The sequence below is a fragment of the Legionella oakridgensis ATCC 33761 = DSM 21215 genome (assembly GCF_000512355.1).
Taxonomy (GTDB): domain Bacteria; phylum Pseudomonadota; class Gammaproteobacteria; order Legionellales; family Legionellaceae; genus Legionella_A; species Legionella_A oakridgensis.
This window is the reverse complement of the sequence record NZ_CP004006.1, coordinates 751778-766295: the sequence shown is the minus strand read 5'-3', so window position 1 is coordinate 766295 and position 14518 is coordinate 751778. Positions and strand designations below refer to the sequence as shown.

The following is a 14518-nucleotide window of genomic DNA, read 5'->3' as shown; positions in this document are numbered from 1 at the left end:
CTTACTCCCTTATCTGACCACGAAACTGCGCAGGGCGCATCCCACAAAGACCCAAACATAGCACATACATGAATACAGCCGCCAATACATGGCCTAGCAATAAACCGATGCGAACAAGCAGTGATTTAGTCATCCAGAAGGACACATCACCAGCTGCCCATAAAAGATAAGCACTAACTACGGTATTAGCGACCAATAGCTGCAGGAGAAAACGCCACCAACCTGGAGATGGCTGATAAATTTTTTTACGCAATAGTAAAATCAACAACATTCCGCAATTCACATAACCCGCGATGGTGGAGGCTAATGTTAATCCCGCATGCGCCAACGGCCCAATCAACAATGCACAAAATAATGTGTTGATGATCATGGCAAATACCCCTACCTTAACCGGCGTTTTAATGTTCTGACGTGCATAAAATCCGGATGCCAGAACTTTAACCATCATAAAAGCCGGCACCCCAAGCGCCAGCGTAAATAAACTTTTTTGAGTTTGCAAAACATCAACCGCTGAGAATTCCCCATAGGCAAAACAACAAGCAATTAAAGGCATGGCAAATAAAGCCAGTCCCAGCCCAGAAGGAATACCAATCAACAGCAATAAACGCAGCCCCCAGTCCAAGGCACGTGAAAATTTGACCAAACTTTGCTCGGCGTGGCGGCGTGATAAATGCGGTAAAATGACAGTGGCTATAGCGACTCCAAATACGCCCAAAGGAAAATCCGTCAGACGATCGGTAAAAAATAACCAGGACACGCTGCCTACTTTTAAAAATGAAGCAAAAACGGTATCAATTAATAAATTAATTTGCGCAATAGACACACCAAATAAAGCAGGAACCATCAACGCCAAAACCTTTCTTACACCAGAATCATTCATGATGAAGCTGGGTTTAACCAACAAACGACGATGATATAAAAACGGCAGCTGGAATAGCAATTGCACAATACCGGCCAATAATACCCCCCAGGCTAATGCAATAACGGGTTGAGAAAAATGCGGACTTAGCCAAACGGCTGCGAAAATCATACAAATATTAAGCAAGACTGGCGTAAAAGCTGGGACACCAAAATAACCATAGGTGTTTAAGATAGCACCAGCCATTGCGGTTAATGACACCAGCATAAGATAAGGAAAGGTTAAGCGCAGCATTTCAGTCGCTAATATAGACCGCGTAGAGTCTGCCCCAAAACCAGGAGCAAACAAAAACACAATATAGGGAGAAGCTATCACCCCAATCACGGTGACTAAAGAAAGAACAGCACTCAAGCTGCCTGCAATCCGTGCAAGAAAAATACGAACATCCGTAACACTCCTTGTCTGTTGATACTCGGCAAGCACGGGCACAAACGCTTGTGAAAAAGCGCCTTCTGCAAACAGGCGACGCATAAAATTTGGAATTTTAAAAGCGACAAAAAAAGCATCCATGCCCGCCTGGGTGCCAAATAAATTCGCAAGAATCATATCCCGCGCAAATCCCATAATGCGTGAGAAGAAAGTCAATACCGACACAAGAGTAGTTGAACGTAATAAGCTTTGTCGCTTTGGCAACATGGTTTCTGTCACAGACATGATTATCAATTACTGCAATAAGGTGGCCTATGATATACCTAAACTTAAAAACTTACACGAAATACATCTATAGATAGATTTCCGAACAAAAATAACAGAGCTTGGCATAATCCAGGTGGTGCACGACTTCGTTACCCATAATACTATTCATCGTTGAATTTCACTCTATAAATGTTTGCACAAATGAGCAATAGATGACGAAGCAAACAACATATAAATTGCTCCCTAAAAGGATGAGAGTAATAGCTACGTCTTTGTGTTGACAGAAAAAGAAACTATTAAAATATTTATCTTTATTTTCCAAATTATCCAAAAATTACACAGATTAAAACAAAGCAACATAACTGGGTAATTTGCTTGCCAAAATCTCTTATTACACTTAACAAAAACTATATTTTAATCCCAATAAAAAAGAATTAATGGATGGATTTCGAGTATTGATTTGGCCTGTTACAGAAGAAGTTCTAGACCCAGAGGTTATAAATGTTCCATTAAGTGCAGGATTGCCACCAAACGCGTGCATATAAGCAAAAGACATACCCCATGCATCAGTATAACGGTACAATACTCCAATTTTTAGCTCCGGAAGAATATTGGTTTGAGCACCGCTCATAGACCCACTCACATTCAAAGAAGTTCCATTGATAGTACCTCGGGCATTTGGAGAGCTTGCGCTATAAATGACCTGCTCTAACAAGGTTCCAGCTCTGCCGAACAATGCAATATGTTCATTATATAGGTAATCTAAACCAAGCAATAAATCTGCTCCTACCAAAATACCACTTACGTTATAGTTTCGATCCCCATGACTTGTTCGAGAAGCATCACCAAAATAATTCCAACCAGTTTCTGCTACCAGCATTACTTGATCGCGGTAATAATAACCTATACCACCAGCAATTCGACCACCAAAAGGATTTACACGACTCTTGCCTGAGGAAACAATCACTATTGAACCAGTGCCAGAGCTTCCCTCTCCACCCCCTCCTGCTTCAGAGATTTTCTCAATACGACTATTACCGTACGCCACCCAGCTTCCAGAACCTTCTAGACTGATGAAGGGGCTAAATTTTGCTGTATTAGGTGATTTTACTATTTCTATATTTCCTGCATATCCAATCTGCCATATGCCAAAAAATAAGATTCCTAGAATTATTTTTATCAATTTTAACTCCTGTTATGTCTTTAAACTCAATTCCATAATTTTTGAGCCAGGTCGGGCTATAAGAAAACGTCCTTTCCTCAGCAATAATGAATGCCGTAATACCGTAGCTTTTCTTGTATTTTATTACAAGTATGTTTTTCAAAACTTCCCATTAATCTTATTTAGTACTCTGCGAAGTTTGGATTGCTTTAAATTTATCAAGATAAAATTAACCTCACAGTAAATCCTCATTTTAAAGATGAGTGCAGGTGATTTTATACTTAACTACTGAAGCCTAAAATGATAAATAATCACCAATATTGGTTAAATATTATTCTTATGGTCTAAAATAATAGTAAATGTCATTATTTAGACAATATGAAACAATTTAGGCTAATCGATGGTGTTTTAATCATAACAAATGCTGAGCCTGTCAGCGGTTCACTGGCCTCTCATTTACGAGAAACATTTATTTATGATGAAGATTGTATTCATGTCAATGAAACGTACTATGACACTAACACCCAAGCTTTTTTTGCAGAACATCATGAAGCAAACATTACCAAAGTTAAATTTGAGCATTGGGAAAGAGGCGATCAAGCTTTATTTTTAGGATTTATATTACAAGATCATCCAAACATAGAGGAAATCGATCTCAGTCATTGTCGCTTAAGAGATACTGATATTCCCTTTCTTTTAGTTCTTTTTAACTCTTGTCATCATTTAAAAAAATAAAATTGGACGATAATTTCATATCCAATGAAGGCGCATTATTACTGCTTCATACTCTCCTAGAGCATTCAACAATAACAGAAATTAATTTAAGCAAGAATGACATCGGGTACCAAACCAGTTTATTCATGCAACAACAAATTAGGGAATTTACTTCCATCACAATGGATATAACAGAAAACCAACAACCCGATGATATTACCGCGGCAAAACAAATCACAAGAGCAGAAGCAGAAATCAGTCATCAAAAAGCATTCCTTGGCGCACTTGCTGACGAATTTCAACCTGGTGATTTACTCTATGGATTAAGTCATGGCTTGCCGAGTGATAAAGGACGAAACCCGGTGGAAGAAGCACTTAAAATAGTCTTGGCGCAACAAGCCCATCATCAATTACTGCTTATCAATCCTTTTTCAGATTGGGTAATTAACAAAAATAATCTGCATGGAGCCAGTAAAAAGAACTTATCTTTTTTGAAGATTTTTTTCGTTCTATTTCTCCATCACTTTATCCTACGGATGGTCAACCCTTTTTTGAAGGATGGTCCGAACATAAGATCATTTGCAAATTAGGTTTATTGTGGGCAAAAAAAAATGACAGACAAGTACATTATGTTCTTGATGATTTAAGGATGGAACATTTTTCAAGCGGTCATCGCAATCGTGCTGATACTTCTGTGACTGAATCAGAATTAAAATTTATTGCACGTTTTTATGAAGATTTAAAAGATAATGTACAGTTTTGGCGTACGGATAAAGAATCCGGACGATTGGTAAAAGCACTTCCCCCATGGTTAGACCCAGAAACCAAACACCATTGGGAAGCATACATGCAGGCGCAAGCAAGCAAAATGCGGCATTTTCCTAAGACACACTCTTCCAAAGAGGCTTTTTTTAAAGCCATATCCGAGCGTAAGCAATACTCTATTCTAACGTATCGAGCTGCTCTCGAAGCATTACTGGAAGATATCATAGCAAAAACGGCTAATCCTGCATTAATTGCCTTTATTGGAATCTATCTTGCAAAGCTGTTAGAGGCTGATACAAAATACAAATTAGAAAAACTGGTATTTGAACTTAAAGAGGAGTATCAGGCCCACGAAAGTGAACTTAAAGACAACAATCTTGACTCCCTATTAAACCATCTTGTTAAAAAATCTGGCAGTTATAGCACAGCAGCAGAACATGAGCGATTTTTTTCCGTCGACCAATCATAGAAGTGAAGTACGGTAATAAAGTTCTTGATATGATTGCTTTATTTACACTGGCAGACGCCTTGGTTAAAAGCCCTGATCATGGTGCCGTTTCACCACCAAAAGTATGATTATCCAGATACTGACAACTCTAAATAAGCCATACATCTTGACAATTTCCCTTAAATTGAGCATGATTAAAATCTTTTTTGTTATATGTGATTCAGTGGAGATTTGTAAGTGGCAAATATTAAGTCAGCTATTAAGCGCGCGCGTCAGAATATCAAACGGCGTCAACACAACGCTAGCGCCCGTTCCATGTACCGGACCTTTGTTAAAAATGTTCTCAAAGCAGTAGAATCCGGAGACAAAGAAGCGGCAAAGGCTGCTTATACCAAAGCTCAACCCATTATTGATAAAGCGGCTGGCACAGGCTTGATCCATAAAAATAAAGCGGCTCGTATTAAAAGCCGTCTAAGTGCCCGTGTAAAAGCGATGGCTGCATAAATCATCCGGCGTTTCCGTTGCTCTAAGTCCGAAAAGCCGAACCGATTTTTTATTCGGTTCGGCTTGTTTAGCAATGTTTATTCTTCAACACGCACTTCTACCTTTTTTGACTTAGCATTTTCTTTCTTAGGAATAATCACTTCCAGTACGCCTTTTTTGTACTTCGCTTGAATTTTTGACTCATCCGTTGTTTCAGGCAAAACAAATCGACGATAAAATTGGCCATGAACTCGTTCGATACGCGAATACCCTTCTTTTTCTTCTTTTTTCTCGCTGCGCCGCTCACCTTTGATCGTTAACGTATTATTTTCAAGCGATACATGAATGTCATCTTTTTCAACTCCTGGAATATCGGCTACCACGATGTATTTGTCTTTCTTTTCCTTAATATCGACCGCAGGGCTCCACAGAGTAGTCTCTACATCAGCCCCTTCCTCAAAATTAAAAGGACGTAAAAATTGATTCAACATCGTATTGAAATAATCTCTTGGCCATGACTGTGGATCACGTTTGATAAGACTCATTTTTTCCTCCTTGTTGTATGATCTATTACCAAAAAACTCTTGCTACTATATTAAGTATTCTAAAATGATGACTAAATATACTTAATAGCAACATGAAGTTCAGGGGTATCTATAGATATAGGTTTTTTAACAGAAAATCAAGGTGGCATTTATTATTTTTTTAATTTGGACAGCACCCTGCAATCCTAAGAAAAACATTCCAGTTTATTTTTTGTAACTCCCCACGTCATCCCGAGTGCAGCGAGGGATATCCAGCAACTGGCAGGTATTAAATTAATGTAAAAAACACTTGAAAAATTATGCGGTTATGATCAAATAGCTGCATGAAAGACCATGAACAAATCATCACAACGCTTTTGGCAAAGATTGCTGAACTGGAAAAAATCGTAGAACAGCAAGCTGCACGAATAGCAGAGCTGGAAAAACGACTGAACAAGAATAGCAGCAACAGCTCAAAGCCCCCCGTCAAGTGACGGGTTAGGCAAACTATGCCGTACGACATCACTACGTGAAAATGGGAAACGTAACAGTGGTGGCCCAAAAGGCCACAAGGGCGAAACGTTAAAACAGATTAAATCACCAGATGTTGTCAAAAACCATGTATTGCTAACATGCCCGGATTGTTATGGTTCATTAGTTTCAACGCCGGTGATTGGAATTGTGAAGCGCCAGGTTTTTGATATTCCACTACCCAAAATTGAAGTCACGGAACATCAGGCTGAAGTAAAATATTGCGAGTGCTGTAATAAAACGATAACAGCAGCATTTCCTGCAGGTGTTCTTGCCCCTGTCCAATACGGTGAAGTTATTCGTAGTTGGAGCGTGTATTATCAATATCAGCATTTTATTCCAGAAGACAGGCTGCAACAGTTGTTTTATGACCTGTACGGAATTCAACTGGCTACTGCAACACGGACTGGATATAACCGGATTGCCTTTGATACATTGGCATCATTTGAAGAATCGGTATTGTCTGCAGTCAAAACTGCTGCCGTAAAAAACCTGGATGAAACAGGGTTTCGTGTGGCCGGAAAAACACAATGGTTGCATGTGGCATCGACTAAAACGGCAACTTATTATCACATATCTCCAAAACGAAAATCATTACTGGATGGCCTTTCAGGTACCGTCATTCATGATCACTGGAAAAGTTATTACAATTTGGGAGGTGTGGAGCATGCCCTATGCAACCAGCATCACTTGCATGAATTAAAAGCAATAACCGAGCATGACAAAGAACCATGGGCACAGGCTATGACCCGACTATTACGTGTGGCTCTTCGCTGTCGTCATTTTAATGCACATCATGCAATACCTGTTGCTCGCATCAAGCGGTTGACCAACATCTACAAGAAGATTATTCGAGATGGGCTGGCGTATCATGAAACGCTGCCGCCATTGCCATGCAAAGGCAAACAGGGTCGACAACCTCGACGGACAGGTCACAACCTCTTGTGGCGTTTATTTCATTACAAATAAGACGTTTTACGGTTTCTTCATGATCTGGCAGTTCCATTTACCAATAATGATGCTGAGCGTGATTTACGAATGATGAAATGCAAACAAAAAATATCCGGTGGTTTTCGGACCGCTCAAGGCGCTGAACAATTTGCTCGTATCCGAGGATTTATCAGTACGATCCGTAAACAAGGATTAAGCATTATCAGTTCCATCCAATCTATATTTTCTGGTACTATCCCTGTGTTATCAGGAATCTGAGATAACAATACAGTCCAACAGAGCAAGGAATAGTATATGCATACGGAGTCTTGCGTTTACCTTCTGACCAATAAACACAATAATTTTTTGTATACCGGTGTTACCCATGATTTGATACGCCGTGTTTATGAACACAAAAATAAACTGGTGGCTGGATTTACCCAAAAATACAATGTGGATCGACTGGTTTATTTTGAAGTTTGTTCAGGCATCGTCATGGCTATTGAGCGAGAAAAACAAATCAAAGGGTGGTCTCGAAAAAAGAAGCATGATTTGATTAATGCATTGAATCCTGAATGGAACGATTTGTATCCATCGCTACTTTAAAAATTGTGCCACTGCAGGCAGATCCCTCGCTGCACTCGGGATGACGTGGGGAGTTACAATTTTTTATTATTGTTTAATGCTTTAACCAATGAGTGTAGATTTTCTGGACAATCCTTCCTATTCATCATGACTTCAATAAAACTCATTTTGTCACGATGAGATTTCAGTTGTATAATTGCATTGGCAAGTTCATTTTCTGTGCTTACTTTGGCAGTAAAAACATGATTGCTAAAAATCTTTGGTAGCTCAGCGTATTTCCATGATTGAATATCGTTATATATCATGTCCGGCCCATGAATCACTCGCTCAATGGTATAACCCTCATTATTAATTAAAAAACAATTGGAGTTAATCCGTTTCTAATGACTGTAGATATTTCTTGAGCCGTTAATTGAAATGAACCATCACCAACAAACAACACAGCTCGCCGTGCTGGAGCAGCAACTGCCGCACCTAACAATGCTCCCACCGTATAACCAATAGCTCCCCACAAAGATTGTGAAATAAACGTTGTTCGATCAGGAAGAGGGATTTCTAGTAAGCCAAATAAACTGGTACCAATTTCCGCAAGGATGATGTCATTTTCCTTTAAAAAATCAGCCATGGCCATCCAGAAACGTTTTTGTGTAATGATTTCATCACTTGGATGATAGGTAGACATTCTTCGAGGAGCAATAATGTCTTTTTTATATTGATATCCTGTTAGTGCTCGGGTTAATGCTGGGATCACAGCATTAAAATAAACATCAGGATAAACCGAGTGGTGAATTTTCACGTAATTACTGTGAATGGCAATAGTAGTATCCACATTAAGGTTACACGTAAAGCCTCCGCTATTAAAATCAGATAAAACAGGGCCAAACGATATAAGGCAATCAGCCTGTTCTACTCTTTCTTGCACACCTGACGTGCTATGATTGCCCCCATACAACCCAATAAAATGTTCCTGCGATTCATTGATAATTCCTTTCCCCATATTCATAGCTGCAAATGGAATGCCGGTTTGTGCAAGCAACTCATCAATCATCCCCTGCATATGATGGCGGGCAACACAAAAATCGATCAATATAACGGGCGATTTTGCATGACGTATCAACGTTTCGGCTCTTGAAATCAACTCAGCAAGCGCATGTGGATGGGAAACAGGATAAGCTAAATGTAATGGTGTTTTAGGAGCCTCAATTTCAACATTGACCATATTAGTTGGTAAACTAACATAAACAGGTTGCTTTTTAAGCCAACAAATTTCTAAAGCCTCATCAATTTGTTTTCCTGCTTGTTCGGGTGAATCTAAAATAACAACGGCTGCCGATATTTTTTGAAACATGTCAATGAATATACCAAATTCACCCGTCCCGAACGTGTGATGCATGATAGCACCTTGTTTTTGAACGGTTGTTGCTGGTGCGCCAACGATATTGACTACAGGCAAATATTCAGCATAACTGCCGGCAATGCCGTTAATAGCACTCAATTCCCCCACTCCAAAGGTGGTTACAATTGCCGCTGCCCCGTTGATGCGAGCATACCCATCCGCTGCATAAGCCGCATTTAATTCATTACAATTACCTACCCAGCGTATCGACTTGAAATTTATAATTTGATCTAAAAAGGCAAGGTTATAATCACCTGGAACTCCAAAAATATCCTTAATACCAAGCTCAGTGAGGCGGGTTAATAAATAATTTCCAATGGTTACCCTAGTCATAAGAATCTCCTTACTCAAAAGGACGTTGGAAAATTTTTTTTAAATCCCCTCATAGAACGATATAACGATCAAGGTTGATAAATTCTCCATGCATGACACTCCTGACTTTTAAAGAAAAGGGATGTCATGCTTTAAAGATACTGGATGTTTTCTGCTGAGATAATTGCTCATAGGCACGCTTTGCCGGAATATAATGGGGAAATTGTGTCATAATTCTATTCAAAATCATTCTCGATAATTCCTCATCACCACGGTTCCATTCATTTAAAGCGTCCAAATACATTAAATCAGCTGGTTGAGCAGGGATACTTATCGTCTGATCGAAAGCAATAGGTTCAATGTAACTCGAACGCTCTTGTGACTGAGCATCCAGCCATTGCAACACCTTTCTTGCTTGCTGACTGCCATTTTTTTCCGCCCGCAGCAGTAATTGCTTTCCTTGTTCAGGTAAACGCTCACCGGCTGTACCTTCATAATAAAAGGTTGCCAACTGATATTGAGCATAAGGATTATTCAAGGATGCCAATTTTTTATAAAGCTCTATCGCTTGCTGATTATTTTTTTCAATACCTAAACCATACTGATACATGCGGGCAAGGGCCAGTGTCGCTTTTGTATTGTCTTTTGCTGAAGACTGTTGATAATAATTAACCGCATCAGCAAAATCCAGTTTCGTTGCCACACCGGTTTCAGACAACAATCCCAGTTGATATAAGGCTTCATGATCTCCCGCTTCAGCCGCTTTCTTATACCAATGCAACGCTTGCTGCTCATCTCTCGGCCCAATAGCGCCGTTAAAGTAAAGTCCGGCTAACTGCACCATGGCCTGAGTATGTCCGTGATTTGCTGCCTGAAGATATAATTCTTTAGCTTTCTCAAAATCAACTGGCCGCCCTTTACCTTTCTCATAAATCAATCCTAAGTCAAACTGCGCGACAGGGTCATCCTGTAATGATGCAAGTTCATATTTTTGTGAGGCTTGCTGATAATCATCCTCCACCGTGTCATAAATAAATCCTAAGGCAACTGCAGCAGGCGGGTAGCTTGTTTGAGCACCTTCATACCATTTTTTCGCTTCTGCGTAATCTGGATATTGATTTAATTTACCAAGCTGATGAAGTCGACCAAGCAAATATTGAGCAACCGGCTGTCCTTGCTCCGCAGCTTTGCTGTACCAATCTTTAGCACTGATAATATCAACCGCGCCACCTAATCCTTGCTCATACATAAAAGCCAGTTTTAACTGCGCCAATTTATCACCATTATTGGCAAAATGCTGATAAATATCACGCGCCTGCTTCATTTTTGTCTCATCATCAGCCAGAGATAAGTAATAATCAGCTAACAAAAGTCCTGCTTTACTGTTTCCTAACGCACGAGCTGTATCCAGTTCTGATAAAAATTCTTCACCATGTTGCTGCTTTAATACAGCCAAATTAAGATTGGCATAAGGGAAACCAGCATCAGCCGATTGCTGTAACAAGGCTTTCCCTTTTTCCATATCCTGATTAATATTTTTCCCTTGGCTGTAATAAGTTCCAAGGATAAAAGCACTGACTGGATCGTTAGAAGCCTGCTGATACCAATATATTGCATCGGCAGGATTCGCAGTCGTACCAATGCCTCGATCATACAGAATCCCCAAGAGCAATGCCGCTTGCCCATTACCTTTAGCAGCTTCAAGTTTTGCCACCTCAAAAGCCTGAGCTTGTTTATTTGCATCAGTATCCATCGCATTGAAAAAGGCCAGCGGCAGCGCTGCTTGTTGTATGCCCTGAAGCACCGCGTCTTGATACAAGCTTTTAATCAGCTGATTTTTCTTTACTTTTGCAGCAACACTCAAATCTTTTTGCTTTTCTCGAACAAGAATTTCTGCCAAACGAAACTGAGCTGGACCATAATCATTGGATGAAGCCAGATAATACATAGCCGTGGCTTCATCCCAATCAGGCTTAATCACTTCATTACCATTACTATCTTTAAATCCTTGTTCATTCAAACGAGCCAGAACGTATTGCGCCGGAGCATTGCCTTTAAATGCAGCATCTCGCATTAAGGACAAACCCTGTTGATAATCTGCTGTGGTCTTTTTGCCTTCGAGATACAAAAGACCAAGATTATATTCAGCACGTAAATCTTTTTGGTCTGTCGCTAAACGATAGTATTTGATAGCTTCCTGAACATCTTGTTTGACTTCGACACCATTCTCATACATTTGGCCTAATATAAATTGGGCATCGGGATTTCCCAGAATAGCCTCTCCATAAAGTCGCTCAAAAAGGCTCTTATTGCTGTCATTTTTATCTTTATCGCTTGTTGGCAGCAGAAAATTCATTACGTCAAATGCCTCATCCATCTCATTCACAGCATAAGAGGCCGGCTCATCGGTTAGAATAATGGCTGGACTATTGGGTACATAAGCTCCAATTAATTCTGATTGTTTAGGCAGATTGACTGGATAACGAGGAAATACAATGTCTGAATAGTCTAGGCGACCTAATGAATTCGCCAATGCATCATAATATTCGCTGATAAAAATTTCATTTGGTTCCGTCATCGTGAAATCAGGTTTATAAAGCACATTCCGATCAACGGAAATCATTTGTGGCGATTGATTATAATTATTTTCTTTTAAAGCATCGGGATTATGCCAAGCACTGAAAATACCTCCCAAACGATAACCACTTGCAGTAAATGTTGAAGCCTTGCCATTGCTTAACCACTCCGCAGCCAGTTTCTTAGCATTCATCGAAGTTTCTTTTTCAGATTCTTTTGCTTCTTCTTTCCATTCTTGCGCCAGATTATCATCTTTGGGTACGACGTTGCCTTCTTCGTATAATTTAGCTAAGGCAAGTTGAGCTGCGCTGGAATGATTTTGCGCCGCTTTTAACATCCATAAAAAGCCTTGACGAGGATCATGAACAGGACTATCCGCTTGCAAATACAAATTTGCCAAGGCAATCTGTGCTGGGATATAGTTTTTATCAGCCGCTTTGCCATACCATTCTTTTGCCAACGTTAAATTTTTTTGTTGACGAGCCAATTCTCCCATTTCCAATAATGCTGGCAGATAATCCTGGGCAATGGCTAATTCAATTAACTCCTTGGCTTTATCCAAATTACGGGGCACCTGATTACCTGCAGCATACAATTGACCAAGTTTCAATTGTGCTTTGGGATTTCCTTGTTCAACGGCTTTATTCAACCAGATCAAACCAAGACTTTTATTCTTGGCATTACGGCTTGTAAGAAAATGTTCCGCTAACTCATACTGCGCTATGCTGTTACCATTTTTCGCTGCCGCAATATAATATTTAGTGGCCATTCCCGGATTTTTTTTCACCCCAAAGCCATACAAATAAGCAGCAGCACAATACATTTGAGCCTGAGTATCGCCCGCATCTGCGGCTTTTTTAAACCAATAAAGCGCCTGCTCAGGGTTTTTTTCCTCGAGCAAAGCATAGTTGGCCATGATTTTTTGTGCCGGCAAAAATCCTTTTTCAGCGGACTGATTGAAATGCCTTAACGCTAACGTATTATTTTTTAATTGACCATATCCGTATAAACGCATGCGACCCATGTAGTAATCCACCACAGGATCCTTCCCGGAAGCATCACCAAGCTTCGTTGCAGCTTGCATATAATGACCCTGACGATAAGCCTCCAGATCATCATTTGCAAATGCTGCGCCAGTGGCAGCAACCAAGCAAAACCATGGCATAAGCGATTTCATTTGATTCCCCTTATTCATTGCGCCACGATAACATACTGTTTTATCAACCTTATTTTGAGTACCTATTGTGGGATAATGCCATAATGCACTACTTCTCGGACAGCACCACCTTTGGTATTGCTATTCACTATCCAATGATTTCCCCGATTATTAAGACCAAATCTAACCCGGGCAAATTCACATACTTGCACGCTTTGTTCACAATCCACCACTTTACCATAGTGTGATTTACTGTCATCAACCGTGCAAATGTATTTAAGTTGTTTTTCACACGTTGATAATACCGCCCATTGCTTGGGCTGGATAAGGTGGTTTAAATAAATACTGCGTGAACTCTCCCCATGGCGCATTTGATAAAGATTAATCGGCTTATCCAATTTATTAAAGACAAAATACAATGAATTCCGCTCACCCGCCTCTTCAGGAAGAAGTTCAAGTATTTTTAATTGGAATTGATAACCTACGTCACGGCATCCTAGAGGATTGCTGGCATCTTCTTTTTCCTTAGAAACAGCGGTGGCAGCAGTGGCTGTAGTCATTCCTATCAAGAGCAACACAAAAGCAGCCATTGGTAATAAATTTTGCTTCATCACAGGAGTTATATTCATTGTTTTTTCTCAGTGTCAGTTATTGGACGAATCACCACTTTGGTTCCCAAAAAATTATTACGCTCATTTGATAATTCTACAAACTCCTCATTCAACCATTTAGCATCTCTCGTAAACATTCGAACACATCCGTGGCTGGCACGATAACCTGGAATATCATCGGAGCCATGCAAAGCAAGCCCTTTATGAAAATACATGCAATAAGGCATTTTAGCCCCACCTTTTCCTATAGGAAAAACATTGGATTTGCAACGTTCACTTTCCTTGCTAAAGATTCGGTAGATGCCTGTCTTAGTCCGACATGTCGGGCTGCTGTTATCTGAACATTTATCACTTCCAGAAGAAATGGGACCCCACTTGACTAACCGACCTTGTTCATCATAAGCACCCCACGCCAACTTATCTTGATCCACAATAATTTGTTTCACTTTTTCTTGCGACTGAATTTTTAATGGAAAAGGAGAAAGATCAAATATAGTAACTTCATTAAGATTTGTTGGAACAACAATTTCCTTTCCTGGCCATAAATAGTTATAACTGCGATTAAGCCGCTGAACCAAGTCACGTTGCGTCTCATCAGGAAATAATTTTTCCCAGCTTTCTCCACGACCTACTTTAATGCATTGATATTGTGGATATTGACAGAGAGCCGTTCCATAATAAAGCGGCTTGTCTGCAGACTTTGCAACGGCTGCTACCAGAGACAACATCGCTGCGACCACCAGTTTCTTCTTGCTCATGATTTAATTCC

15 protein-coding genes and 1 pseudogene are annotated in these 14518 nt (G+C 40.0%); 8 read left to right on the top strand and 8 right to left on the bottom strand.

What is annotated here, in order from left to right; genetic code table 11:
• Position 1: 1 nt before the first annotated feature.
• Positions 2-1573, bottom strand: a complete 1572-nt coding sequence (murJ, locus tag LOA_RS03790) for a murein biosynthesis integral membrane protein MurJ (RefSeq protein ID WP_025385207.1) — start codon at positions 1571-1573, stop codon at positions 2-4.
• A 379-nt stretch (positions 1574-1952) separates the two neighbouring features.
• Positions 1953-2738 (bottom strand): hypothetical protein, encoded by a 786-nt coding sequence (locus LOA_RS03785; RefSeq protein WP_025385206.1) that lies wholly within the window; start codon positions 2736-2738, stop codon positions 1953-1955.
• 357 nt (positions 2739-3095) lie between these two features.
• Between LOA_RS03785 and LOA_RS03780 the strand changes: the two genes are divergently transcribed.
• From LOA_RS03780 to rpsT, 4 genes are all read left to right on the top strand, one after another.
• Positions 3096-3452, top strand: a complete 357-nt coding sequence (locus LOA_RS03780; RefSeq protein WP_025385205.1) for a hypothetical protein — start codon at positions 3096-3098, stop codon at positions 3450-3452.
• 2 nt (positions 3453-3454) lie between these two features.
• Positions 3455-4021, top strand: coding sequence for a hypothetical protein (locus tag LOA_RS03775; RefSeq protein WP_148294862.1), 567 nt, complete (start codon positions 3455-3457; stop codon positions 4019-4021).
• A gap of 59 nt (positions 4022-4080) precedes the next feature.
• Positions 4081-4665 carry a hypothetical protein gene (locus LOA_RS03770; protein ID WP_148294861.1) on the top strand — a complete coding sequence of 195 codons (585 nt, stop codon included), beginning with the start codon at positions 4081-4083 and terminating at the stop codon, positions 4663-4665.
• 216 nt (positions 4666-4881) lie between these two features.
• Positions 4882-5148: a 30S ribosomal protein S20 gene (rpsT, locus tag LOA_RS03765; protein WP_025385202.1), complete on the top strand. Its 267-nt coding sequence runs from the start codon at positions 4882-4884 to the stop codon at positions 5146-5148.
• Between the two features lie 77 nt (positions 5149-5225).
• Here rpsT and LOA_RS03760 read toward each other — a convergent pair whose 3' ends face one another.
• Entirely contained in the window at positions 5226-5672 is a 447-nt protein-coding gene (locus LOA_RS03760) for an Hsp20/alpha crystallin family protein (protein WP_025385201.1), read from the bottom strand.
• Between the two features lie 323 nt (positions 5673-5995).
• Between LOA_RS03760 and LOA_RS14640 the strand changes: the two genes are divergently transcribed.
• The 4 genes and pseudogenes from LOA_RS14640 (at position 5996) to LOA_RS03750 (ending at position 7718) form a co-directional block, all read left to right on the top strand.
• The gene (locus LOA_RS14640) at positions 5996-6145 is read left to right on the top strand and encodes a DUF6444 domain-containing protein (RefSeq protein WP_158423016.1); all 150 of its coding nucleotides are present in this window, start codon (positions 5996-5998) and stop codon (positions 6143-6145) included.
• Positions 6146-6275: 130 nt separating this feature from the next.
• Complete coding sequence (locus LOA_RS03755) at positions 6276-7151, top strand: IS66 family transposase (RefSeq protein WP_118996622.1); 876 nt, start codon at positions 6276-6278, stop codon at positions 7149-7151.
• 15 nt (positions 7152-7166) lie between these two features.
• Positions 7167-7391 (top strand): annotated as a pseudogene (locus tag LOA_RS14365) (IS66 family transposase); the annotation flags it as partial.
• A 36-nt stretch (positions 7392-7427) separates the two neighbouring features.
• The gene (locus LOA_RS03750; protein WP_025385200.1) at positions 7428-7718 is read left to right on the top strand and encodes a GIY-YIG nuclease family protein; all 291 of its coding nucleotides are present in this window, start codon (positions 7428-7430) and stop codon (positions 7716-7718) included.
• A gap of 53 nt (positions 7719-7771) precedes the next feature.
• Here LOA_RS03750 and LOA_RS13635 read toward each other — a convergent pair whose 3' ends face one another.
• The 5 genes from LOA_RS13635 to LOA_RS03730 all read right to left on the bottom strand — a co-directional run bounded on the left by LOA_RS13635 (position 7772) and on the right by LOA_RS03730 (position 14507).
• Positions 7772-8002 (bottom strand): hypothetical protein, encoded by a 231-nt coding sequence (locus tag LOA_RS13635; RefSeq protein WP_148294860.1) that lies wholly within the window; start codon positions 8000-8002, stop codon positions 7772-7774.
• A 47-nt stretch (positions 8003-8049) separates the two neighbouring features.
• Positions 8050-9426 (bottom strand): alpha-keto acid decarboxylase family protein, encoded by a 1377-nt coding sequence (locus LOA_RS03745; protein WP_052335880.1) that lies wholly within the window; start codon positions 9424-9426, stop codon positions 8050-8052.
• A gap of 124 nt (positions 9427-9550) precedes the next feature.
• Entirely contained in the window at positions 9551-13159 is a 3609-nt protein-coding gene (locus LOA_RS03740) for a tetratricopeptide repeat protein (RefSeq protein ID WP_025385199.1), read from the bottom strand.
• Positions 13160-13221: 62 nt separating this feature from the next.
• Positions 13222-13767 (bottom strand): hypothetical protein, encoded by a 546-nt coding sequence (locus tag LOA_RS03735; RefSeq protein ID WP_035893339.1) that lies wholly within the window; start codon positions 13765-13767, stop codon positions 13222-13224.
• Complete coding sequence (locus LOA_RS03730) at positions 13764-14507, bottom strand: L,D-transpeptidase (RefSeq protein ID WP_025385197.1); 744 nt, start codon at positions 14505-14507, stop codon at positions 13764-13766. The genes LOA_RS03735 and LOA_RS03730 overlap by 4 nt, the downstream gene beginning before the upstream one ends.
• Positions 14508-14518: the final 11 nt, after the last annotated feature.

Coding starts and splice junctions, on each gene's coding strand:
- LOA_RS03740 (WP_025385199.1), bottom strand. CDS start 13,159: ATGAAATCGCTTATGCCATGGTTTTGCTTGGTTGCTGCCACTGGCGCA.
- LOA_RS03760 (WP_025385201.1), bottom strand. CDS start 5,672: ATGAGTCTTATCAAACGTGATCCACAGTCATGGCCAAGAGATTATTTC.
- LOA_RS14640 (WP_158423016.1), top strand. CDS start 5,996: ATGAAAGACCATGAACAAATCATCACAACGCTTTTGGCAAAGATTGCT.
- LOA_RS03730 (WP_025385197.1), bottom strand. CDS start 14,507: ATGAGCAAGAAGAAACTGGTGGTCGCAGCGATGTTGTCTCTGGTAGCA.
- LOA_RS03735 (WP_035893339.1), bottom strand. CDS start 13,767: ATGAATATAACTCCTGTGATGAAGCAAAATTTATTACCAATGGCTGCT.
- LOA_RS03770 (WP_148294861.1), top strand. CDS start 4,081: ATGGAACATTTTTCAAGCGGTCATCGCAATCGTGCTGATACTTCTGTG.
- LOA_RS13635 (WP_148294860.1), bottom strand. CDS start 8,002: ATGATATATAACGATATTCAATCATGGAAATACGCTGAGCTACCAAAG.
- murJ (WP_025385207.1), bottom strand. CDS start 1,573: ATGTCTGTGACAGAAACCATGTTGCCAAAGCGACAAAGCTTATTACGT.
- LOA_RS03745 (WP_052335880.1), bottom strand. CDS start 9,426: ATGACTAGGGTAACCATTGGAAATTATTTATTAACCCGCCTCACTGAG.
- LOA_RS03750 (WP_025385200.1), top strand. CDS start 7,428: ATGCATACGGAGTCTTGCGTTTACCTTCTGACCAATAAACACAATAAT.
- LOA_RS03780 (WP_025385205.1), top strand. CDS start 3,096: ATGAAACAATTTAGGCTAATCGATGGTGTTTTAATCATAACAAATGCT.